This is a genomic window from Myroides phaeus, from assembly GCF_900099675.1.
Classification (GTDB): domain Bacteria; phylum Bacteroidota; class Bacteroidia; order Flavobacteriales; family Flavobacteriaceae; genus Flavobacterium; species Flavobacterium phaeum.
In genome coordinates this window covers 42096-66713 of sequence record NZ_FNDQ01000005.1, presented here as the reverse complement: position 1 = coordinate 66713, position 24618 = coordinate 42096, and the positions used below count along the sequence as shown (strand labels likewise).

Below are 24618 nucleotides of genomic sequence, written 5' to 3'. Positions count from 1 at the left end.
GTACAAAATGGCAATAAGTATTAGAAGATATTTTTGTTAAAAAGCCTTTTAAAACTATTTACCTATAAATTACTTCCTTAATAATCACATTTTCAAGCTTATATACAGAAGCCTAATACCCCCATAAATAAAAAAGCCAACTTCACTAAGCTGGCTTCGATTTTTCTATTTTGTTTAATGCTTACTTTAAGGTAAACAGGTTTTTCTTATCTCCTTTCAAATGTATTACGTGTGTAGACAACAATTGGTCAAAAGAAAAGTCTGCTAATTTCACATCAATTCTAAATAATTCAGGATTATTAGCTAAGGCCACTAAAACGTCAAAAAAGATACTCTCTTTCTCTATAGACTTATCTAATACCACCCTCGCTCTTAACACCTTTTTGTTTGAGTTCTTTACGTAATCAAAAATATACTGATTAGGCTGATTCCAATTACTTGGAGCAAAGTTCTCAAAGTAAATATCTGAAATAGAATTACCTTTTTCTGTACGTGCAGTTATACGTTTTCTGTCTAATCCCATATTCTGAACTAAAGCATTATTGACAAAACCTCCTTTTACAATACCATCATCAACAGAAAATTGCTGTTCATACACATAAATAGCATGCCCTTGTTTTTCAAGATATACGTAATGTAATACACCTTGGTCGTCACCTACTTTAAAGATTAATTGCTCTGCTTTAGCCTCTTGATTATTTATGCTAATTAACTCTCCTTCTCTACCTCCTAAGTTGATTGTTTCTCTCTCTGCTTGTTTGTCCCATTTACTCCAATCACCATTTACATACACTTCCTTAGTAGGTAATATCTCTCCTTCCTCTATATCGTAAAACAAATCACGTACCTTTTCATCTTTCTCGATTTCAGCTTTGACATACGTGTAAAAATGATTATCCGTATCTAAAACATAGCGATACACAGGTTGTCCTTCGTTGTAATAAACAAAACTAAAGTCGTTTGACTGAATTGGTTCCAATACAACACCTTGTATCAACTCATTAGCAGTGTATGTAGCCTTAGCCGTTGCAACACTATCATTAACCGTAACAAACGATTGTAACAGTTCATCGTGCTGTTCAATAAACTTCAAGCTATTGTACATTTGCTTAGCCTCTTGAGGAAAAGAAACAACTCTCTCTTCAATCGCTAAACTATCATTTACTATACAGTTTTCTGCACTAAACTCCTGATTGAAAAACAATACTTTTTCTTGTTTACAATTTGGCAGAGAATCCACAACCTCTTGCGCTTGTACTGAAGCAGTTAGAGTTAGTAAGTATAGTAAGGTTATCTTTTTCATATTTCTTCTTTTTATAACAATAATCCCTTTTAAACAAGTAATTTTTAAAAACAGTAAAACTACTCACAAGGGCATCTACCCAAATTTACGAATTTCAAAGGAAAGTTACTTGTCTTTTCAATGCGAACCTCTTTTCAACTGCTTACAAAGTCCGACAAAAGCAATCAACTTGTTAATTTTCAAATAACTATCATTTAAATAAATTCATAATAGCATAGACTATTTTCTCTAAAAATGTTGCAGAATGACTCTTAACTGCTTGTTGTTCATACAAACATTTCTTTAAAGCCATCTCTACTTTCGATTTTTCTACTATAAAACTATCTTCATTAACTGAAAATTGTAAAAGATCAACCTCATTTATTAATATAAAAGGCTCACTACTTTCAACATAGGAGCTTACAATCAATTCTTTTACATCTGTAACCCAATTGTAAAATTGGTCAACAAATACCTTATCTCCTTCTTGTAACTTGTTAAAACTAAACAATTCACTTTCTCGCAATAATTCTATAATTTTATATTCCATTTATATAAGGTATATGCTTGTAATAATATATTAGCTTTCAGTTCTGTAGGTCTTAAATATTTTATCCCATAATAAAGTATAAAACCCGTAATTACAATCTGGGTATTGATGATGGCGATTATGAAAAACACTTAAACACAACACTGTACTTATCCATTGTTTAAATCTCGTTTCCTTTAAAACCTCTTGATTTAGATGTCCAATTGTACCCCAAATGAGATTAATTGCTAAGTATGCTGTGATTGCCCATACATTAAAAGGATATATTAGTAAGAGAACAATAAAGAGCATCCCAAAACCAATCGCTTCAACAGGGTGTAATACAAATAAGCTTAAAAAATTGACACTACTATGCTCGTGATGCTTTCCATGCACTAAACCATAAAGCCCAGGTAAATGTGCTATGCGATGAAAAACATACATCAGGAAATCCATTCCACCAACTAAAACACCTATTTGCAGTAAAATGGTAAAGACTGACTCCTTCTCTGAAACAATGATAAAACCACGTTCCCAAAGATATTCTCCTAACAGAAATACAGCAGAATGACAAACTAAGACCAATATTGCAAGCTGTAAATCCCCCTTAGAGAACTTCTGTTCTTGCTCTTGAATTAATTCTTGTGTTGAAAACATTTTTACCAATGCGTACAAGCCAACCGAGCTTGCAAAAAGCACGATATTTATTGCTAAACTCAACAATAATAATTGGAACCACGATAAATGTGAAAGGGTCTGTAACATTGATAATTAACAATAATATTTTATTGCAAAAGCAAACTTACAAAAAGTAGTGTAATATTTATATACCTCTCTTTTAATAACCTTTTAAATAATCGAAAAATATGCTATTAATAAGTACTTCTTTTAATTTCTACCCACCCCTTTTAAACAGAGGGTATATACCTTTTAAAACCTTTCTTCTTTGCCACTTAAAAACAGATAAATAAAAAGAGGCTGTCTTTTATTAAGACAACCTCCTTACTTTTATATCTATAGCACAGATTATTTTTTCTGTTTTTTCCCTGTTACTTTCTTGCTTAACTCCGCTACATTAAGACCAATTTGTCTTTTAATTAGATCCAATGCCATTGTTAACTCTGGATCTTTTTCTTCCACTAAACCAGCGTGAAACATCGTCTCGTCTACGACATAATCAGGTATCACCCCTCTACAAGCACCGCTTTTACTTGCTGAATTATTAAAAAACACTTCCGAACGAGGCAGATCAACAATTGTCTGTGTATTTGGCAACTTATAGTTTATAAACCACGAAGCTGTTGTAAAATTACTACAAGTACGTGTTTCTTGTCCTATCACCACTCCTCTCTTGTTTTCCTTAAACAAAGCTGCAAAATAAGCTGCTGCGGAAACAGTGTTATTATCTATCAATAATATGGTATTCCCTTCAAACACATTTCTATCTCGTGGATAATTCTCTACATACGATTCATCTAAGCGATTGTTACCATAATAGTACTCATCATCCTCACTTTTATCATAACGCTGTAACATAAAATTGTTCATATTCTTGATATCTAAATCAGAATACTGACGTCCACTACCATCTATTAAATTCTCTCGAACTTTTATATCAACAACTTTTGTTGCATAACGATAGCTATTCTTAAACACCTTATCTTTTGAAATAAAAGAATAAAATAATGGAATATTACTTAAAAGCCCTCCTCCATTGCTACGAATATCAATGATTAGGTTTTTAATTCCTTTTTGATTCAATTTCTCAAAAAACGCACTTAACTTCTGATAAGCAAACTCTTCAGAAAAGGCAAATGTCTTTATAGTTAATATATAAGTATCCTCATTTACTTCTCTACCATAAATACCATAAGAATACGTAATTAAATCCAAAGGTAAAATCGACTTTTGAACATTGTAAAAGTTTCGGAAATAACTCACCGTGTTGATTGTAACTTCTTTTATCTCTTCACTTTCTAAACCTTCTTGATAAGCAATAACGTATTCCTTAGCGTCTGGAAACATTAGCGATATATAAAACGTAAAATCCTTAGCATCATCAGCTTTGATCTCTCCATCACTACTCACATTTATACGACTTAATATCTTACTCGCTTCAATTCCGTTGACACTCTTAATTATACTCCCTGGTGGAATGTACGGATTGTGCTGATTAACAAACACTTTACTATTAAATACAAGCGTAGCTAAAGGAAAGAAATGAGTCTCCTTAGTAAAATCTTCAAAAATAGTTGTATCTGTAGACAAAGAAGAATGTGCGTCGTGAATGTAAGGTATAGGATTTGAGAGTAAAAACGTAGCATAGCTCGGATGCTCTTCTAAATTCTTTCTTATACTCGCAACTTTCTTATCAAAGTCTTTCTCTGATATTACGCGATATGGATTGGGATGTTGATTTTTTACGATATTGATTAAAATGTCGAAGTCTTCAAGATAATCTTCTTGTGTTAATTCCGAATATTTCTTTTGACCAAAAACAAAACATTGACTCACTAATAAGGTAACTAATAATAAACCTTTTTTAATCATTTCTTAGTATAATATTTAATTGAATAGAACCTGTGAAAAACATTGCTTTTTTCTAAAAAGTTCATTTCTTTCTCACTATTCTATATTCATTTATAGTAAATACAAGTTATTATAATTTAAATAACTTTATTCTTACATGCTTTCTATTTTTATATAACAGATAAACTTAACTTTTATTATAAAACATTACTACTAAGTTTTCTTTTTTTCATCTATAAACTGACTTGACATATACTATCCTTTCATATTTTAAGGTGTTACTTATTCGAATTTAAGAAAATAAAACTTACTGAGTACATAATTTCACATATTTATATTCTTATTAAGAGCTTTCATTACTTTTTAATGAATAGAATATTCAGGTGATACTATTAAATACAATTGTTTGTCATTCTAAACTCGATTGTTGATATTTACAAAAACGAACCTATAAAACAAAGACATATGACAAAAGCAATTCAAGACTTATACCCTGAAAATTTAGCGCATTGCTATGGTTGTGGAAAAAATAATCCTAATGGTTATCAACTCAAAACCTATTTAATTGGGGAGGAAACTACTGCTGAGTTTACTCCAGACTCTAAATATACAGCATTACCAGGAAGTGTATATGGCGGATTAATAGCTTCTTTATTAGATTGCCACGGTACTGGTTCTGCTGCGGCTTTTTTATGTAAACAAGAAGGTATTTCTCTTGAAGTAAGCCCTATTCCTGTACGTTGCGTTACTGCCTCTTTAAAAGTTGACTTTAAAGCCGCTACTCCAATGGGGGTCCCATTGCTATTAAAAGGCAAACTGCGCAACATAGAAGGCCGTAAAGTATGGGTAGATATGACGCTTAGCGCCAATGATGTTGTATGTGCCACTGGAGAACTTTTAGCTATTCGATTAAAAGAAGAATAATCTTTCGTACTGAAGTAAGATTAATTAGTAAAGCATCAAAATAAGTATAAAAGGGGCTATCAAATAGCCCCCTTGTCTTATTTTACATCCTTCAATTAGTGTACTCTTCTAAACTAAGCTTACTTCTAAACCTCTTGTTCACCAAGTCAAGATCCCAATGCTATTAAGCAATTATAAAATATAAGTTTTACTCTAATTGCACAGTTTCAAATACTCTTGAACAATCGGAATATCTGCTGCTGCCCATTCAAAATCCATTAACCTTTGTTTATCACTCCAAACAATATTCTTGTGTTCTTTTCTTTCAAAATGTACTGATTTACAGCTACAAACAAACGGAATTAATTCAAGAGAAAAAGTATCATAGTGATGTACTACTGGGGTAAGTGGCTTTACTACAGCAATATCCATAACTAATTCTTCTTTTATTTCTCTAACAATACACTCCTCAACTGTTTCCCCTACTTCTAATTTCCCTCCTGGAAATTCCCATTGCAGTGGAAGCAACATTGTTTCACTTCTTTGAGCAACTAATATCTTGTCTTGATGTTCTATTATTGCACAGCAAACTTTAAGCATTTCTTTCATTTTTTACTGCGTATAAAGATAATCAACTTTACTACGCTTGTTTATTTTCACTTGGAATTACAAACTCATTACGGTATATCTTAATTAACCAGAAGAATAATGAAAATAAGATTGGACCAAAGATTATTCCTATAAATCCAAATAGATTAACTCCTACAATTACACCAAATATAGTAATTAATGGATGTACATCAGCCATTCGCTTTTGTAACATAAAGCGAATTAAATTGTCAGATAACCCAACAAGAATTAAGCTGTAAAGTAATAACCCAATTGCACTTGTAGTGTCGCCTTGTGCTATCAACATACCAACTAAAGGAATATAAATTAGCGCTGCTCCAACTACCGGTATCATAGCAGCAAATCCTGTTAATACAAAAAATACAAAAGCGTCATCTACGCCAAATATCAAATATCCTACATAAGCAACCACAGCTTGACAAAAAGCAGTTAACGGAACACCTATCGTATTAGAAACTACTAATTTCTTCATATCGATCTTCATATTGTCCATATTTGCTCTACCAAGGGGAATGTACTTATTAAACCAACGTTCTATTGATTTATAATCAACCAGCATAAAATAGAGTAATAAATAAGCAACTCCTATTTCCATTAGCCCATTCACTGAGGTATTGACAATTGACTGTAACACCTTACCTCCTAATTCTGTAGCCTTCTCTAAATTACTTTGGTCAAAAATATCTATATTGTATTTGGTATGTAGCAAATCTACTACACTGGTAATTCCTGTTTTTATCTTGTCTTTATCGTCTAACATAACTAATATTTTCTTAGTTAATGTTTGAATTAACAAATACATCGGACCTAAGATTAAACAAGCACTTCCTAATATCAAGACTACAATGGACCAGATTTTTTTCCACCCTTTTTTTTCTGTTAGCCATCTGAATGGATTGATCAACAAAACAAACAGACAGATAGCTCCTAAGAAACCTGGCAAAAACACAACTAAATTCTTTACCAATAGAAAGAAAACGAAAACAATAACAAGTAAGAATGCTATTTGTACTAAAATACCACTTGGTATTGCTGATTTTATTTTATCATTCATCACAATATGAGTTTAAACTTTGCTAAATTTATGAAAACCCACTCTATAATTATCCCTTAAATCAATTTTAATAGACAATATTTTTATTAATATCATAAAAACGCATAGTAAACCACATAACTCTTATCCCTTTAGGATAACATTTGTTAAAAAACAACATAAAATATGAATTTAGAAACGTTCTAACTTATATTTGTATCTGTAAGATGTAGAACAATTACCACTTCTTATTAAAATTACTAAAATGCTATGAAAAAGAAACTCCATAAGTTTTACACCTATGGAGTTCTTTTATTTTAAATCACTTACCGATCAATACCTTTTTTTCTAAAAATTATTTACATTTTCAGTTTTCTCACAAAATCTAACAACTCCCTCATAAACGATATTGATAGGAGTATTACCGTCTTTATATACTATTTCAAACGAAGCTATAATATCTAATCCCAAATAACCAGCACCAATTCCCTTGTTTTCAAAATCGTCTACTTCTATGTCTATTTCTGATTTGGCTGTTTCCCAATTTCTTGTTGCATCATAATCATCTATTACTATCCAAGAGTCGTGATAGATAATCTCCTTACTATCTACCTCATTTGGCAAAACACGCTGCCCGTAATCTATAATTTCATTGTCTTTAGCAACAATTGTCTTGTTTGGGACATAATAACAAACTTCAAATCTTTCGTATCCTGTATTTCCATTAATTCTAATATCGATATGGTAAATATTATACCATTTCCCATTTGGTAATCTTATCGCCTTATCAACATAATACTCCTTGCTCGCTTCATAATCTATTTTACTTATCTGTTCAACAGACATTGAAACACTTTTTATATCGTAGTGTTGCTTAGTAGTACTTACATTGTTCTTTCTCGGCTTTTTAATCACTGTTACTTCAATAGAATTACTATTTTCATATCCTTTTTTCTTTGCCGTTATCTTGTATGTACCCTTTTTAGTAAACTTAAATGGATTACTAATCAAGTTGTCATCTGTATATAGCTGAGCATTTACTTCTACTGAAGAATTATCTAAAACAGTAAAATATACTAAATCCCCTTCTATTGAAGTTGAATGCTCTACTGATAAATGTAGTTTGTCTTCATTTATTATTTGAATATCATTACTTGTACATGACATTATTAGTAAACTAATAAATAAAAAAAATATAATTTTCCTCATAACATCGCCCTTATTTATTTTAAATAAAAAAAACTATTTTTAGTTAATTAAAGTACTTTAATCTAAAATAAACACAAAATAAAAGAATTAAAATACGCTATTAAAGCAAAATTAACTAAACTTACACATTTTCAAAAGTAATAAAAATATGAGGACAAAAATATAATTATATCAATTTTTAAACTATTATTAATGTTAACAGTCAGTTAGTTACGTATAATTCAAAAAACTACAACAATAACGAAGGATATGCTTGCATAATAGCTGAAGCACTCATTGATGTTAATCCCTTTTCCTTAGTAAATGTCAATACTCTACAAACAAAATTCATTGCATTTTGTATAGCTTCACTTGCCTTTCTACCATTAGCTAATTGAGAAGTCATAATTGCTGTAAACAAATCTCCTGTTCCCACTACCTCAATGTGTATATTTTCTGTGCTAAATCTCGAAATCTGACCATTTTCTACAACTATTACTTCAATTTGACCAGCTATTGTATCTGCCAACACAGCACTTGTAAGTATAACTTGTTTACTACTTAAAATCGGATGACCTGTTATTAAAGAGACCAATTCACGTTCAGTCGTTATTTTTTGACCTACTATAAACTCTAATTCAAACTGATTTGGAGTCAATACATCACATAAAGGAAGTAATGTAGCCACAGAATGCTTTGCAATAGCTTCTGGAATATACAGTCCATTTGCGCGAGTGTCCCCCAATACAGGATCGTATATATAGATAGCCTCTTTCTGAACCTTTTTCCACCCCGTTATAAATTCGGCTGTTAAATCTATCAACTCGGCCGTATTGATATAACCACTGACAGCAAACTTGGTTTCTTCTCGAAGTCCTACCTCGCAAATTCCTCTTATTAATTTCTTGAATAAATCTGGAGAAACAACATCTCCGTAATATATATTTTGTTCTGCATGGCTCGACAGCATTACGGTCGGCAAAATAATAGGATTTATACCGTGTAGTTGAATTGCTAAACCAGCAACACTGTTTCCAACATAACCTGCTGAAACTAAACTTTGGATAGAAATGATATTTCTTTTAAATATTTCCATCTTCTAAATAATGATTTCAAATACTTTTAAATTAAAAACTATTTGAACTATTAAACACTCCTTTTATCAGTTATAAAAATAACTTGTGCACAAAAGTATTTTAAAATTCACGAATACAATAGCTATTACAGACATATTTACTTCATAAAAACTTTTTAAAAGCTATTTTATACCTAAGACATACTAACTCCTATTTTTCTGTTTAAAGTTGCTCAAATCGCTTTAAAACAAAAAAAAGGAGCCTATTAGCTCCTTTTTTTTGTTTATATTCCTTGCAATCTAATCCATATTCGTTTTAACAACTTTAACCCATCTTTTCGTTCTTTCTTAACCTCTTCTGCCTGCAACTCACCATCTTCATTAACAACAAATCGATAGCTAAAAGCAAACTGAACATCTTCCCCTTCATTCTTCAACAAACCAAAGCGCAAATCATTAAAGTGAATCTCGTCGTTGTATTCAGAAAAAGTATAATAACCTTCTGATATTTTCACTAATCGATTAAACAAATTGTGATTAGCTATATTGTTAATAAAATATTCATTCTTTTCAAAACGTTGGAATGCAATATCTGAATGATCAAAAAAGGAATACTCACCTATTAAAAAAGCATCTTCTGTTTCAACCATTGCGTTCCACAAAATAGTGTTCATCACTGTTGGTTTTACAGACATCTCTTTATACTTAATACCTTGTTTATCCAAAGCGTCTGTAAACTCATAAAAAGCCACCGCTTTTAAAAGCAATGTCAAAGCCAAATAGGAGCTACTAACATAAATACCCAATCTATTCAAGTGTATCCTTTTTTCTATATCTTTTTTCTCCCGCATAGAGCGAACCAAAAAATAGATAAACGGAATAGTATATAGAGGGTCAATGACGAAAATAGACTTAAAAGCAAAAGCATAATCAAAAGGCCATAGTAATCGCGTACCCCAAGTCGTAAACATATCTAACAAGGCGTGTGTAAACAATCCCCAAAAAAACAACCAATATCCTTCTTCATAGGTAACGCCATTTTTCTTTTCTAATTTGTACACAATATAGCCAAACAAAATAGACGCTAAAACGGCAAACAAAATAGAATGCGTAATCCCACGATGCATTTCTACAGCAGATATTGGATCAGTAAAAAATACAGATAGAACATCTAAGTCAGGAATAGTACCAGCTATCGCCCCATAAAGAACGGCCCTATTACCAATCTTACGTCCAGCTATCGCATTCCCTACAGCTCCCCCTAATACAATTTGTGTTAAAGAATCCATTAACTTTTTTTTCAAAAATACAAATAAAAAAAAAACTGCCATACGGCAGTTTTTATTATTTCTTCTTATAAGTGTTCTATTTCTTATAATTCTTTAAAAATCGTGTGCATTAAACGTTTTTTATCGTTGATGCTTTCTTCTAAAGAAATCATTGATTCAGTTCTGTAAACTCCTTCAATATCATCAATCATATAAATAACCTCTTTTGCATGACGCGTGTTTTTCGCTCTAATTTTACAAAAAACATTGAATTTACCAGTTGTAACGTGTGCTACAGTTACGAAAGGAATTTCGTTAATACGCTCTAATACAAATTTAGTTTGCGAAGTATTGTGTAGGAAAATACCAATATAAGCTATAAAAGCATATCCTAATTTTTCGTAATCTAATGTCAATGAAGAACCTTGGATAATTCCTGCATCTTCCATTTTCTTAACACGAACGTGAACAGTACCTGCAGAAATCAGTAATTTTTTTGCAATATCTGTGAAAGGAACTCTCGTATTGTCAATCAACATATCTAAGATTTGGTGATCGATTTCATCTAAACGAAATTTACTCATAAAACAATTATTTATCTTATTATAATCTATAATTCTGTACAATAATACTAAATAAAATTCTTATTTTCTAAAAAACAACAAATTTTATTATTTATTTAATAATCCATTATCTTGAGAGAAGCCAGAATCTACAAGCTCAAGATAATTCTTATCTAAAGCATCTTCTATTTTAACCAAAGAGTTCTTAAAAAATATGCTCTCTTTTATATAATGATGGGCAAATTTACTTTCTTTTTTAATAATATCCACGATAATGGGACAAAATTTAACATTATTATTTTTTAATTGCTCTAAATACTGAATTTTCACAATATATGCTTCTTTACTACCAGCTAAAGAAACGGGGCCAATTGCCACATCATTAAAGCTTTTCTGATTCTCTGGAATGCTTAAATAAGATTCTATAGTATTATTCTCATAATTCTTAGTAAATATACTACAAATTACAGATAATAAACTTAAAAATACAATTTCTCTGGTTTTTTCTCTATTATAATCATTTTGATAATGCCCTGCTTCAAACAAAATAGTCGGAACTCCTTGATTTTGAAAATAATCCCCAATACAGTTAATATTAAATCCGTCATCAAATCTTCCTACTTGTCCTGGAATTACTTTCTGAACTTCTTTATTCATAGCTACAATTAACTTTATAGCTTCTTCCCTATTGGCATTTATTTCTCTTTCTTCATTATAAGAGGGAGCTAAAAAAGAAATCGTTGCTGGCATTGGTTGATCTCCTACACCAAAAATAGTTCTTTGATCGTGAAGGTTAAATGCATAATCAGGTTTAAACTCTTCAAAGAGTTTTCGCAACAACTGACTTTCGGGTTGAGTCAAATTAATTGAGTCTCTATTTAGGTCCACTTGATTTGCGTTTACTCGCGTATAATAATGTGCTCCATCCGGATTTAATATCGGAACAATTAAAAAGGTAAAACGCTTTTTCCAATCTGCTATAAAAGACTCCTTTTCATCATTCAATAAGTTTAATAAATCGATCACTGCTTTTGTTGTTGTCGATTCATTTCCGTGCATCTGTGACCACATAAAAATCTTCGTTGGACCTTCTCCCCAAGTGACCGTTTTTATGTCTCTCCCTTCAACTGATTTTCCTTTGACTCCTACCTTAAAGTAATCCTTTAAGTCACTCAAAAAAGAAGCTATTTTTTCACTCGTAATATATCGACCACTTATTTTATGATAGGTGTATTTTTCTACTAAATATTGATAGTTCATATCTGCTATTTTTTTACAATTACAAATGTAAACAACTTATTTTTTACATTTGTAAACAATTTTAAAAAGTGTTTTAATTACAATTGTAAACAATTATCCTATTTACAGCTGTAACGTAACCTTTAGAAGTTTACATTTTTAAATTAATATTCTTAATCAATTGATTACCAACTAACAAAACTAACTAACCTAAAGATTAGGTTTAATGCTATTTACAATATTACAGCTGTATATATTTGTAATATCATTATTTTTATTACATTTGTAAACAGTTGATTTATTCACTTTCTTAAACAATTTACTATGGAACATTTTGTAAACAGGCTTGCTTTTCTTCTTGAAAACTTAGACTATACTGCCTCTGCTTTTGCTGATAAAATTGGGGTTCAAAGGTCAAGTTTGTCTCACCTATTGTCGGGTAGAAACAAGCCGAGTTTAGACTTTGTTATGAAGATAAATGATGCCTTTCCTGAGATCAGTTTAACCTGGTTATTGAAGGGAAAAGGGAATTATATTGAGAGTGAAAATGTTACTTCTATTACTAAAATTATACAGCAACCTGTCCCTACAATTGCCCCTCCTATTGACCCGCTAACGGGTCATATAATTACTTCGAAAGAAGATGATCAAACGGGTACTAAAACACAAGAAAGCGATAGTAACACAGTTCAAAAACAAGAAGATAACGCTGCACTTAACAATAGTAATTCTATCTTAAACCAATTCCCTCTACACGTAAATTCCAATGTAGATCAGATCGTTGTTTTCTATAAAGACGGTACTTTTAAGCAATTTAAACCACGTCAATAAGATGCTTTCTTGACTCTTCTTATACTCTAAATTGCCTTGAAAAAAGTTTTTCTTTCTTATATACAGCTAATTTACACCCCTTATTTATCCAAATAATGGGGACTATTTCTAATTGTATTGTCTTTCATTTTCCCTTTATTTTCAAGACTTGTCAGGGTTTTAATGCGATCAAGTTCGGAACAAGTACCACATTAGTACCACACACCTTCGGAAAAAAGGCTTATTTCCGAGCAAATGTGGTACTTGTCTCGAGTATGTCTCGAACATGATACAATGAAAACATATATAATACGTGTATACAACTGCTTACGGCTATCATTTGAAGTCTTCATATAGCTAATTCCGCGGTTTTCCTTAGTTTTAGACATCAATTAATAAAAACGCCATTTTTTCCATAAAAAGACACTAATTTTCCCTTGACTTTTTCTCCTAAAACAGTTCTTGTATCTTCTTGCTAAAAAGACAAAACACCTCCCCTCCCCCACCGTTACTGGGCTCAGCTATTTTTTAAAATCGGCTTCATATGCCTTTAAAGGCACTTTTTCTGTTTTTAAAAAAAGGCTATTCTCTTTTCTCTTAACTTTTCGTAAATAGCCAAAGCCTACTTTTAGTTGTTCTTTAAAGAGAGAAAAAGCCCTGTAAATACACGATCTTATTAGCTTTATTTTAAGTTTGAGAATGACTAAATATTTATTTAAACTATCTTTGACTTTTAGCAAGTAAAATGTGATGATTAAAAGATTTCTTAGTTATTTTACCCCTATTATCGAAAAGAAGATTCCGTCTAAAGTTAGCAAGCAGCTTGAAGTAACGTGGAATAGCGGTCAATTAGTAGTGGATACTGAACATACCAACTATTCTTATGGAAACTTGGAGAAAGTGCTTAAAAAAGGCTTACAATTCGTTGGTTACGAGAAAGTAAGAGCAATGAACAATGTCCTTGTGCTCGGACTGGGAGCTGGTAATATTATCGCTCTTTTAAGGGAAGAAGTCAAGTTTAACAAGCAAATTGATAGTGTAGAATTAGACCCTGCTATTATCTATATCGGACAAAAATACTTTGATTTAGACAAGTATTCAGAGTTACATACAATACACCAAATGGATGCTTTTGAGTATGTTTTAAGGTGTCAAAAACGCTATGACTTAATCGTTATAGATATCTTTCAAGATGCTAATATGCCAACGTTTTTGTTTGAAAATTACTTTGCAGAAAGACTTAAACGAATACTTAATATAAATGGCTTTATACTATTTAATACCATTACATTAAACGAATTAGAAAAAAGAAGAAACAAGGAGTATTGTGCTTTATTTCAACCAGAAGAATACTCCGTTAGAAGTCACCCAAAACTACAGAAATACAACGAAATATTAACTATTAAAAAATTGCAATAAGATAATAGTGTAAACACTTCTATGGGATAAAAATAGATATCGCACTGCTTTTATTTATATTTGCATTAGACTTAGTGGAAAGAAAAATACTTGAATTAAAATGGTAGAAATTAGAGAAGCGAAGACAAACCAGCAAATGACAGAGTTTGTTAAATTTCCTTTTAAATTATACAAGAACAATGCGTATTGGGTTCCTCCAATGATTAAAGAGGAAATCAAGAGCTTTGATAAAAACAACGATATTTTCAAAACAGTGGATGTGCGCTTTTACTTAGCGTATAAAAATAACGAACTTGTCGGTAGAGTTGCGTGTTGTGTCAATTGGACTGAAGTAAAGGATTTGCACAAGCCTAAGGTACGCTTTGGATGGTTAGAGATGATTGATGACGTAGAGGTAACTAAGGCGCTTATAGACGCTGTAATTGCTTTTGGGAAAGAACACGGTATGGAGTATATCGAAGGTCCAATGGGGTTCTCTAATATGGATAAGGCGGGAATGCTAACAAAGGGGTTTGATTATATCGCTACAATGATTGGTATTTACAATTTTGAATACTACCCTACTCATTTACAACAGTTAGGTTTTAAACCTGAGGCAGAGTGGATTGAGTACTTACTTGACTTAAAGGCTTACAACAAAGAGAAGATTGAAAAGATGTCTGCTATTGTTAAAAATAGATATAATGTCAAAGTATTGGAGTTTAAAACAATTAAGGAGTTAATGCCTTATGTTGATGAGATGTTTGCTTTATTAAACAAAACCTATGCTGATTTACAGAGTTTTGTGCCAATTCAGCCGTTCCAAGTTGAGCATTATAAAAAGAAATACTTGCAATTCATACATCCTGATTTCATTACTTGTGTCATGGATGAAAACAATAAAATGGTGGCATTTGCTATTACAATGCCTTCTTTCTCACGTGCTTTTCAAAAGGCGAATGGCAAATTATTCCCATTTGGTTTCTGGCACTTGTTACAGGCTATGAAAAAGAACAACCACGCAGAGTATTACTTAATTGGTGTGGATCCGGAGTACAGAAATAAGGGGGTAACAGCACTTATTTTTGAAGAAATTTACAAGTGTTTCACGAAACACAATATTAGTATCATCGAAACTAATCCGCTTTTAGTTGAAAATAATAAGATTCAACAATTGTGGAAAAATCTAAATCCGATTATTCACAAAGAAAGAAAGACATACCGTATGGATATCTAACTTTTCACTACAATATACTTAGGCAGATAACTCTTTTTAAAAGTGGTTATCTGCTTTTTTTTACCTTTTTTCCTTTTCTAAATTCATAATCAACTACTTATATCTCCCTTCAAATCCACTACTTTATTTATTTTAACAAAAAAATAAGGTTTACAACAATCTCCTCTCTTTTTCATCTTTAAAAACGACATCTTAGTTGGTGTATTCCCTTTATACTTGGGAACATAGCCCCTCTTTTCTTTATTAACAAAATATTTTACACATTTTAGAATTAATGCAATTATTCGTCTATTTTGTTAGCAAAAAACATACTCCATTTGCCTATACTGCTATCTTTCAGTAAATTTGTACTCATCAGATTTGAAATCTAACCAAGCTTATTAAGCTTTTTTTAAAAATGACATTGTTATAATTTGCATTATTCTTTGGTCATTCCATTTTATATAAGAGTCCTTTGTACATCGACTTTTATTCTATATTTACATTCAATGGTTTTTATTATTAACGCGAATAATGCGCTAAAAACATCTATTTTATGCTTACTATTTTAAAGAAAAATAAAGAAACTCCTATCACAAATGAAGAGATAGCTACATATACTGCTTTCTTATTTCAACACCTTGAGCAGTATGGTGATAAACAAGAGGACATTACAAAGGCACTTAACTATGCTTTAGCGCGTAACAATAAGCCTGGTGGCTTTGTTTTAATTGCTAAGGATGAAAAACAGGACATCGTGGGAATTGCCGTTGTGTTAGACACGTTAATGGACGGATTTATTCCGGAACACATCCTTGTTTACTTGGCTGCAGATGCTAAGGTGAGAGGAAAAGGTATTGGTGGTCAATTGATTGACCGTATTAAAGAAGAAGCTCCTGGTTCTATTGCTTTGCACGTGGATAGAGATAATCCTGCACAAAACTTATATGAAAGAAAAGGTTTTGAGAAGAAGTATATTGAAATGAGATTAACAAAATAAGCATGGCTTTTATAACATTAAATAAAAATAAACTTAAACACAACTTTACAAAATTATCTGAACTATTTGACGAAAATCAAATAGAATGGGCAGTAGTTGGAAAACTATTGTGTGGTAACGACTTGTTTTTAAGAGAATTACTAAGTCTTAACCCGAAACAAATTTGCGACTCAAGGGTTTCTAACTTAAAGAGTATCAAGCGAATTGACCCTGATATCGAGACTATTTACATCAAACCTGCTCCTAATGGGAGTATTGACGAGATTGTAGAGTATGCAGATATCAGCTTTAACACTGAACTGGAAACTATCAAATTGCTTTCTACCGAGGCTGTTAAACAAGATAAAACCCACAGAATTGTGATTATGGTTGAGCTGGGAGAATTGAGAGAAGGCGTTTTAAGAGACGACTTGATCGACTTCTATGAGCAAGTGTTCAACCTTCCGAATATTGAAATTATTGGTTTAGGAACAAATCTTACTTGTATGTATGGGGTACTTCCTAATAGTGATAAGCTAATTCAGTTGTCGCTTTATAAAGAACTGCTTGAATTAAAGTTCAACAAAAAAATTCCGTACATATCTGGTGGTGCGTCTGTTACTATTCCCCTTGTATTAAATAATACAATGCCTAAGGCTGTTAATCACTTTAGAATAGGAGAAACGCTATTTATGGGTACAAACGCCTATGATAGCTCGGCTTATGAGAGTTGTGAGCAAAATGTGTTTAAACTTCACGCAGAGATTATCGAATTACACGAAAAGCCAATGATGCCTGACGGTGAAATTGGTTTGAATATGACGGGAGAAAAAGTAACGTTTAACCCTGAATGGGAAGATAGTACGAATTACAGAGCTATTATTGACCTCGGGCTTTTGGATATTGATATTGAACACATTACTCCTATTCAAAGCGAATTAGATATGGTGGGGTCGAGTTCTGATATGATGGTGATTGACTTAGGGAATAACCCTGACAACTTAAAAGTAGGTGATACAATTGCCTTTCATATGAATTATATGGGGATATTGAGAATTATGAATTCTGATTATGTAGATAAAAAGGTTATCTAAATTACAGCAAACTAAACCTTGAGAAAGAGGAATACGAAGCGTTTATGGCTTGGTATTCCTCTTTTTTATTATAACACACCAACACATCATTAAGAAAAACCTATACCAAAGGAATGTTAAAAGATATTTACACAACAATACTCTTAATTAAATTTGTTTTCTATAACAAGAACAATCATACGATATGATTACAACAAACATCCCCTTAGGTGTAGTTGCACCTTCAGAGTTGATAGTTGTTGTTGCAATCGCTCTATTACTTTTTGGAGGAAAAAAGATTCCAGAATTAATGCGAGGACTTGGAACAGGAATTAGAGAATTTAAAGAAGCGACAAGAGAAGTGAATACAGCAACGCCTGTAAAGACTCAGCCTACAGTAGTAAAACAAGAGAGTGTGGATAGTAATATTCCCCAATCTTAATGCGAGAAAGAGCTATCTCTACCACAATTGAGATAGCTCTTTTGTTTTATTGTCATTTGCCTTTCTGATTTACTCATAAAAAAAGAGAACATCCTCTTGGTAGATGTTCTCCCTCAAACTTTCATTATATAGTAATGATATGCTGACACTGCAACATACGCAAGTATATAAGCATTCTTTGTGTACACGCAATAGTTAGACTGCAATGTAAATATTCACACCCTTCTCATTTTCACCATATACTTCATAATCATAAGTGTATAAGCGATTTAAGGCCGCATCCTTTGACCAGATGTTATTCCACACCTCTCCTACTGCTTGTGGCATCTCCCCAATTGCCTCATAGATAAGAAAGTTACCTCCTTCAAAGGTTCTGCCCACTAAACCAGTTGGTATGCGTTCTAACGAATTTACAGCAACCCCGATAATAGCTGTGTAATTCCCCGTATAATCACTTTCATAATCAGTATAAATACAATAAACACAGTTGTTTACCTTATTAGCAATCTTTTGGGGGATATTCTCCTGTATAAAACGTTGCCACAATTCTCCTAAATCACGCATTGCTTGCCCTCCCTGATTTGTTGTCTCTACTGCAAGGCCAATGATATGCATTCCCTTTTTTTCCATCTATTGATTCTTTAAAAAACAAAAATACCCCAAACATCGCTGTTATGGGGTATTTGTATTGCTATTAAAATTAGCAATTATTGTAAGAATTCTCTCTCTAAATCCAATGGTGCAATATAAACTCCGTCTTTGTAAACACGCATATTACCTCCTGAAATTTCATCAATTAAAATGATGTCGTTTGTCGCAGCATCTCTACCAAACTCTAACTTAATATCATAAAGTTCAAGTCCTTTTTTACCTAACTCCTCTTTTACAATTGCGCAAATAGTTTTAGTTAAGTCTTTTAAAATACTGTACTCTTCTTTTGTAAGAATTCCCAACATTGCTAAAGCGTCGTCAGAAATAGTTGGATCTGCTCTCTCGTCGTCTTTAATAGTAACCTCAACAAAGCTATCTAAAGCTTGTCCTTCTGTACAATAAGCGCCGTATCTTCTAAAGAAACTACCTACAGCTCTGTATCTGCAGATTACCTCAAGTCCCTTTCCAAACGGAATAGCCTCTTTTACTACCATTGAAACGTCTTCTATATCAGCAGAAACATAGTGCGTAGGAATTCCCTTTTCTACTAATACCTCAAAAAAGTGCTTTGTCATTTTTAAACCACTCTTTCCAGCTCCGTCAATTGTAAGTCCAACTGTGTTTGCTCCTGGATCGAATACGCCATTCTCTCCTGTTACATCATCTTTAAACTTTAAAAGAACCTGATTGTCTGAAAGACTATATACATCCTTAGTCTTTCCTTGATACTTTAGTGTCATATTTTGTGTGTGTTGTTATTAAGCATCAAAAATAACACAATTGTAGTAACTGCCTAAACTTAATGACGAAATCTTACAATAAAAAAATACTTAAACCCTTTTCGGTTTAAGAACTTTTAAATTAACCTATAATTAGATCAAAATCACAACGTCGTAACTCACTACTTCCCTTAGCATCTCCGCTTTTAGGAGCAATATCTGTACTTACTTTTTCAACCCACTTCAGAAGTCTAGAAGGTGAAATTCCTTTCAAGACCATATAATTTACAACGCGATCTACACGTCTTTCAGATAACCATTCATCATATTTTAAATTCCCTCGGACATCTACATACACATGAACTCTCACTTTAGCTTCTGGATTATTCTTCATAAAAAAAATAACCTCATCAACTACTACTTTATTAGCATCTGTAAGAAATGAGCTATTGAAATCATAGTAGAAATACGACATCACTGCACTTGCTCCTACTTTATCTATTGTTTGACCAGCTTGAGAGCCAGTTTTTTCATTTGAATTTACTAACCCAAAATTCGCAACAAAGCCTTTATCTACTTGATTCACTAATACTTCTGCGCTATTATATCCTTTAGCAGAACTAGATACCTTAAAAATATCCTTTAAACTTCTAGGTTCAAATGAATACATACCTTTATCCGAAGTATATACAGTTAAAATTCTACCACCTTGTTCATTAAAAAAAGTAACCTCTCCATCACTAATAGGAGTCATTGTAGTTTTATCGAATACTTTTCCTTCTATTTTTTGAGCAGAAACACTTATTACATTTAATAATGCCACCCCTAACGTAAATATCCTTAATTTTCTCATAGTCTTACATCTATTTAACTAATACTACTAATTATACTTCCACAAAAATAGTTAATTATATAACATTATTAAATAATTAATTGTTTTTTACTATATATATGTACTACTTCCCTTAAAATATTAAACTAAAATCGCAACTAAAAAGTATAGCACCTACTAAAACAGTTGAGTAACAAATATTATTTATAACAAAATCTTAATATTAATCCAATAAATGTAAAATAGTCGTAATTATTAAAAACTATACAATCAAGTACCCTATGATCTCCTATTTCAATTTATTCTAAAAAAATAGAATAATCACTAGACTTTTTACTTCACTTCAAAATCACATCTTCTAAATTCTGCACTTCCTCTGCTTGCTCCTTCTCTTGGGGCTACATTAGAACTAACTCTTTCTACCCATTTCTCTAAACGTGAAGCTGGTATTCCTTGGCTAATCATATAGTCAATTACCCTATCCGCTCTACGTTCAGATATCCACTCATTATACTTTACGTTAGATCTTGTCTCTAAATATATATGTACCCTAACTTTGGCGTCTGGACTATTCTTCATAAAGCTAACAATTTGATCTACGGTGTACTTATTAGCATCGGTTAAATAAGAGCTGTTAAAATCATAATAAAAGTAAGGTAACGTCGTATTTACACCTGCTCCACTCGAAGTTTTACTCTTTACATTTAGTGCTTTTTCTTGCGTATAAGGTACATTGGCAATAGTAGTAGTTGCAATTTCACTCATTGGTAACTTTAAACCATTCCCTTTAGAATAACTAATTGAATATTTCACATGCTCCTCTGTATCAATCTCATTCAATCCAAAGTTAGCCATTAAGCCTTCTTTTACTTCACTAATCAACACTTCGGCTGTATTATAGTTTTTTGCAGAAGTAACTATTTTGTGCACATTTTCTAATTCATCCGCATCAAACGAGTATATTCCCTTTGCATTTGAATACAAAGATAATAGCTTGTTTTCCTCTTCGTCCATAAACGTAATCTCACTTCCTTTAATTGGCTCATTTGTCTTTAGGTTAAACACTTTTCCCTCAACCTTTTGTGCTGAAACAGAAGCGAAGCTCATTAATGCTACACCAAAAGTAATTAATTGCAGTTTTTTCATAATATTAAACAAGTATGTTTTAGATTTTGTTTTTCAACACAAACATAATCAATTATTTAATATAAATCACTCTTAAAAACACTCCTATTCTTCTCTTTTTAACAACTCCTTAGTTAGTAATACTTGTTTGCGTATTACCCCCCATCTATAACCTCCTAAAACACCTGACTGTTGTATAACTCTATGACAAGGAATAAGATACGCTATTGGATTAGCACCAATAGCCGTGCCTACAGCTCTACTGGCTTTGTCATTACCAATCTGTGAAGCAATTGCTCCATAAGTAGATAATTGTCCTTCCGGAATCTGTAATAAAGCTTGCCATATCTGCATTTGAAATGGAGTACCTTTTAGGTGTAATTTTATCTGCTCTACATCTCTTTCTCCGTGTAAAAATGCCATTACTTGCTGATGTGCTTTTGTAGCTTCTTGTACAAAAGTCGCTTTAGGGTATTGTTGTTTAAAAATAGTTAACTCATCACTTCCTTCGTCTATAAAGACAACTTTACAAATGCCTTTATCTGTTGACATTACCAAGACATCGCCCAATATACTATTGCCTACAGAATACTTAAAGGTTAGGTACTTTCCTCCATCTCTATATTCTGCTGGAGTCATCCCTTCTATGGAAACAAACAAATCGTGCAAGCGACTACTACTGCTTAACCCCACTTCATTGGTTAAATCAAATAATGTAGGTGTCTGTTGTTGCTGTATTAAATACTTCGCATAATTAATGTTTACAAATTGCAGAAACTTCTTCGGACTTGCCCCTACCCATTGGGTAAACAAGCGCTGCAAATGGGCCTCACTTAAACAAACTTCTTTTGCTACATCTGCTAAAGAGGGTTGCTCTTGATGATGAACTACTAAATAGGTAATCGCTTGGGCTATGCGGCGATAATTATCTTGACTTTCGACTACTTCACTCATTACTAATGGCTTTGCTACAAAGTAAAACAATAATCAACTCATAAAAAATCCATTTCTTGCTATTTATACCCTTTTCTTCTAACTAAAAGAATATCAAAAAGTTACAATTGTATTTAATTCAATAATACATTGTTAATGTTGCATTAAAACAATTTTAACACGAAAAAAATGAGAAAAAAACAAATAACTAATTAAACGTTTGTTTAATTTTGTCACAGAATTAAAACTTACAACTACAGTAATGGTACTTAATGAGAAGCAAAAAGAGATATTATTAGTTGCTGAAAACCTATTTTCTATGAATGGAATTGACGGAACAAGCATCAGAGATATTTCTAAGGCTGCAGGAATTAACGTGGCAATGATAAGCTACTACTTTGGTTCTAAAAACCAACTAATTAGTGCGCTATTCGAAATTCGATTAACGCGTATTAGAGAGAAACTAACCAACTTAACGCAAAACCACGACTTAAATCCTCTTGAAAAGTTGGTCTTCTTTGTAGAAGATATGCTGACTATTTTAATGAAGAATGCTGATTTCCATATTATTATGATTCGCCAGTTTTCTAAGAAAAACGTAGATGAAGAAATTAGTGATAACATCTTTTTGCTGCAACGCGAAATTATGAAGGTCATCAGAGGCTTTATTCAAGACGGACACCAACAAGGGTATTTTAAGGCACAGCCAGACCCTGAGGCTTTGGTAATCATTACAATTGGTAGTATCAGTTACTTAATACACCACGAAAAGATGTATTCAAGTTATTGGAATACAGAAAATCACGAAGAATATAGTTTGTATATCAAACAACATATATATCCTTATTTAATAAACTCACTTAAAGCAATCTTACAATACAATGAGCAAAAGTAATTATATCCTTCTTGCCTCTTTGTTTGCCTTTAGCGTGTTTGCTCAAGAACCTCATAAGAAACCACTAACGCTTGATGAGGCAATTGGGTTGAGTATGCAAAATGGTAAAGAAATCAAAAAGGCTAATGCTAAAACAAACGCCTCTAAATTACAGGTAAATAGTGCTAAAAACCTGAGATACCCTACTGTGGAGGTTTCCGGACAATATATGCATTTATTTGAAGGTACAGACGTTAAACTGAAAATGCCTTTACCTGGGCAAGGAGCTGCAAATGGGGCTTCTCCTGTTAAACCAGAACACTTATTAATGGGACAAGCGAATGCTATCATTCCTATTTTTAGTGGGTTTAAGATTAGAAACCTTGTAAAACAAAGCCAACAAGCGTATGAAATGGCTACGATTGCTGAAAGTGCAACAGCTGAAAATACAGTGTGGCAAACAATCAACTTGTACTTTGCTCTTTATAAAACACAGCAGTCAATCGACTTATTACAGGAAAACTTGAAAAGAGCACACCAACGTGTTACTGATTTTCAAAACTTTCTTGATAATGGACTGATTGCTCGTAATGACTTTTTAAGAGCGCAATTACAAGAGTCTAATGTGGAACTGTCATTACAGGAAACATTGACTTCGTTTAAAAACCTAAATATGCGTTTAAATACCCTTTTAGGATTACCTATGGAAGAGGCATTTGCTATTCAACCGATTAAATCTCTTGATGTATTCCCTACTGGTGAGAGTGATATTGAAAGCAGAAAAGACTTGCAAGGGGCACAGAAAAATACTGAGTTAGCCCAATCGTCTATTCGCGTTGCGCGTTCTGGCTACTACCCTTCTATCGCAGTACACGGTGGTTATGCTGCTATGCAGTTAGACAAGGTAATTGATATTACAAATGCTAACAATATCGGTATTGGTCTTAAATACGACTTGTCGTCTATCTTCAAAAATAGAACGGAAGTTAAAATTGCTAAGGCTAAAAAGATAGAAGCTGAGTATCAGTTGCAAATCGTTGAAGACAATGCAAACTACGAGATTAAGGAAGCATTCAATGCCTACGAATTAGCGTTGAAGAAAAACAACGTATTGGCACAGGCATTGGAACAAGCAAATGAGAATTATCGTATTACAAAAGATAAATATGACAATGGCTTGGCGGATACAGACCAACTTCTTGAAGCTGACGTGCAACAACTACAAGCGCAAATCAACGAAATGATTGGTAAGGCAGACGAGACAATGTCTTTATACCAATATGCTTACAAAACAGGTAAATTATTAGACAATATTGAATTACAATAA

Annotated in this window: 25 protein-coding genes; 9 read left to right on the top strand and 16 right to left on the bottom strand. The window is 32.3% G+C overall.

Annotated elements, in window-relative coordinates:
* Positions 1 to 181: 181 nt before the first annotated feature.
* From BLT46_RS03995 to BLT46_RS03980, 4 genes are all read right to left on the bottom strand, one after another.
* Complete coding sequence (locus BLT46_RS03995; protein ID WP_090406565.1) at positions 182 to 1303, bottom strand: hypothetical protein; 1122 nt, start codon at positions 1301 to 1303, stop codon at positions 182 to 184.
* Positions 1304 to 1493: 190 nt separating this feature from the next.
* Complete coding sequence (locus tag BLT46_RS03990; protein ID WP_090406562.1) at positions 1494 to 1832, bottom strand: hypothetical protein; 339 nt, start codon at positions 1830 to 1832, stop codon at positions 1494 to 1496.
* A gap of 30 nt (positions 1833 to 1862) precedes the next feature.
* Entirely contained in the window at positions 1863 to 2576 is a 714-nt protein-coding gene (locus BLT46_RS03985; RefSeq protein WP_090406559.1) for a sterol desaturase family protein, read from the bottom strand.
* 261 nt (positions 2577 to 2837) lie between these two features.
* Entirely contained in the window at positions 2838 to 4361 is a 1524-nt protein-coding gene (locus BLT46_RS03980) for a S41 family peptidase (RefSeq protein WP_090406557.1), read from the bottom strand.
* 444 nt (positions 4362 to 4805) lie between these two features.
* Between BLT46_RS03980 and BLT46_RS03975 the strand changes: the two genes are divergently transcribed.
* Complete coding sequence (locus tag BLT46_RS03975) at positions 4806 to 5264, top strand: PaaI family thioesterase (protein ID WP_090406554.1); 459 nt, start codon at positions 4806 to 4808, stop codon at positions 5262 to 5264.
* A 192-nt stretch (positions 5265 to 5456) separates the two neighbouring features.
* On the opposite strand, the gene BLT46_RS03970 is transcribed toward BLT46_RS03975, so the two are convergent.
* The 7 genes from BLT46_RS03970 to BLT46_RS03940 all read right to left on the bottom strand — a co-directional run bounded on the left by BLT46_RS03970 (position 5457) and on the right by BLT46_RS03940 (position 12260).
* Positions 5457 to 5852, bottom strand: coding sequence for a (deoxy)nucleoside triphosphate pyrophosphohydrolase (locus BLT46_RS03970; RefSeq protein WP_394332435.1), 396 nt, complete (start codon positions 5850 to 5852; stop codon positions 5457 to 5459).
* Positions 5853 to 5883: 31 nt separating this feature from the next.
* Positions 5884 to 6927: an AI-2E family transporter gene (locus tag BLT46_RS03965; RefSeq protein WP_090406551.1), complete on the bottom strand. Its 1044-nt coding sequence runs from the start codon at positions 6925 to 6927 to the stop codon at positions 5884 to 5886.
* A 327-nt stretch (positions 6928 to 7254) separates the two neighbouring features.
* Positions 7255 to 8073: a hypothetical protein gene (locus BLT46_RS03960; protein ID WP_090406548.1), complete on the bottom strand. Its 819-nt coding sequence runs from the start codon at positions 8071 to 8073 to the stop codon at positions 7255 to 7257.
* 271 nt (positions 8074 to 8344) lie between these two features.
* Positions 8345 to 9190, bottom strand: a complete 846-nt coding sequence (pdxY, locus tag BLT46_RS03955; RefSeq protein ID WP_090406545.1) for a pyridoxal kinase — start codon at positions 9188 to 9190, stop codon at positions 8345 to 8347.
* Between the two features lie 263 nt (positions 9191 to 9453).
* Positions 9454 to 10458, bottom strand: coding sequence for a metal-dependent hydrolase (locus BLT46_RS03950; RefSeq protein WP_090406542.1), 1005 nt, complete (start codon positions 10456 to 10458; stop codon positions 9454 to 9456).
* 83 nt (positions 10459 to 10541) lie between these two features.
* Entirely contained in the window at positions 10542 to 11021 is a 480-nt protein-coding gene (locus BLT46_RS03945) for an Lrp/AsnC family transcriptional regulator (protein WP_006258948.1), read from the bottom strand.
* Between the two features lie 87 nt (positions 11022 to 11108).
* Entirely contained in the window at positions 11109 to 12260 is a 1152-nt protein-coding gene (locus BLT46_RS03940; RefSeq protein WP_090406539.1) for a M14 family metallopeptidase, read from the bottom strand.
* Between the two features lie 303 nt (positions 12261 to 12563).
* Here BLT46_RS03940 and BLT46_RS03935 point away from each other — a divergent pair, with 303 nt between their 5' ends.
* The 6 genes from BLT46_RS03935 to BLT46_RS03905 all read left to right on the top strand — a co-directional run bounded on the left by BLT46_RS03935 (position 12564) and on the right by BLT46_RS03905 (position 18157).
* Positions 12564 to 13070 carry a helix-turn-helix domain-containing protein gene (locus BLT46_RS03935; RefSeq protein ID WP_090406536.1) on the top strand — a complete coding sequence of 169 codons (507 nt, stop codon included), beginning with the start codon at positions 12564 to 12566 and terminating at the stop codon, positions 13068 to 13070.
* A 729-nt stretch (positions 13071 to 13799) separates the two neighbouring features.
* Positions 13800 to 14468, top strand: coding sequence for a spermidine synthase (locus BLT46_RS03925; RefSeq protein ID WP_090406530.1), 669 nt, complete (start codon positions 13800 to 13802; stop codon positions 14466 to 14468).
* Positions 14469 to 14568: 100 nt separating this feature from the next.
* Positions 14569 to 15684 (top strand): GNAT family N-acetyltransferase, encoded by a 1116-nt coding sequence (locus BLT46_RS03920; protein ID WP_090406528.1) that lies wholly within the window; start codon positions 14569 to 14571, stop codon positions 15682 to 15684.
* Positions 15685 to 16219: 535 nt separating this feature from the next.
* Complete coding sequence (locus tag BLT46_RS03915) at positions 16220 to 16663, top strand: GNAT family N-acetyltransferase (protein ID WP_090406525.1); 444 nt, start codon at positions 16220 to 16222, stop codon at positions 16661 to 16663.
* 2 nt (positions 16664 to 16665) lie between these two features.
* Positions 16666 to 17736 carry an alanine racemase gene (locus tag BLT46_RS03910; protein ID WP_090406522.1) on the top strand — a complete coding sequence of 357 codons (1071 nt, stop codon included), beginning with the start codon at positions 16666 to 16668 and terminating at the stop codon, positions 17734 to 17736.
* A 184-nt stretch (positions 17737 to 17920) separates the two neighbouring features.
* Complete coding sequence (locus BLT46_RS03905) at positions 17921 to 18157, top strand: Sec-independent protein translocase subunit TatA/TatB (protein WP_090406520.1); 237 nt, start codon at positions 17921 to 17923, stop codon at positions 18155 to 18157.
* Positions 18158 to 18352: 195 nt separating this feature from the next.
* On the opposite strand, the gene BLT46_RS03900 is transcribed toward BLT46_RS03905, so the two are convergent.
* From BLT46_RS03900 to BLT46_RS03880, 5 genes are all read right to left on the bottom strand, one after another.
* A complete protein-coding gene (locus tag BLT46_RS03900) occupies positions 18353 to 18787 on the bottom strand; it encodes a GyrI-like domain-containing protein (protein ID WP_245722937.1) in 435 nt (144 codons plus the stop codon).
* A 77-nt stretch (positions 18788 to 18864) separates the two neighbouring features.
* Positions 18865 to 19548, bottom strand: a complete 684-nt coding sequence (locus BLT46_RS03895; protein WP_090406517.1) for a phosphoribosylaminoimidazolesuccinocarboxamide synthase — start codon at positions 19546 to 19548, stop codon at positions 18865 to 18867.
* Positions 19549 to 19669: 121 nt separating this feature from the next.
* A complete protein-coding gene (locus tag BLT46_RS03890) occupies positions 19670 to 20380 on the bottom strand; it encodes an OmpA family protein (protein ID WP_090406514.1) in 711 nt (236 codons plus the stop codon).
* A 312-nt stretch (positions 20381 to 20692) separates the two neighbouring features.
* Positions 20693 to 21505 carry an OmpA family protein gene (locus BLT46_RS03885; protein WP_090406511.1) on the bottom strand — a complete coding sequence of 271 codons (813 nt, stop codon included), beginning with the start codon at positions 21503 to 21505 and terminating at the stop codon, positions 20693 to 20695.
* Positions 21506 to 21589: 84 nt separating this feature from the next.
* Entirely contained in the window at positions 21590 to 22438 is an 849-nt protein-coding gene (locus BLT46_RS03880; protein ID WP_090406508.1) for a methylated-DNA--[protein]-cysteine S-methyltransferase, read from the bottom strand.
* 241 nt (positions 22439 to 22679) lie between these two features.
* On the opposite strand from BLT46_RS03880, the gene BLT46_RS03875 reads away from it, so the two are divergent.
* Positions 22680 to 23312: a TetR/AcrR family transcriptional regulator gene (locus BLT46_RS03875; protein ID WP_090406505.1), complete on the top strand. Its 633-nt coding sequence runs from the start codon at positions 22680 to 22682 to the stop codon at positions 23310 to 23312.
* Positions 23299 to 24618, top strand: coding sequence for a TolC family protein (locus BLT46_RS03870; protein WP_090406502.1), 1320 nt, complete (start codon positions 23299 to 23301; stop codon positions 24616 to 24618). Before BLT46_RS03875 ends, BLT46_RS03870 begins: the two co-directional genes overlap by 14 nt.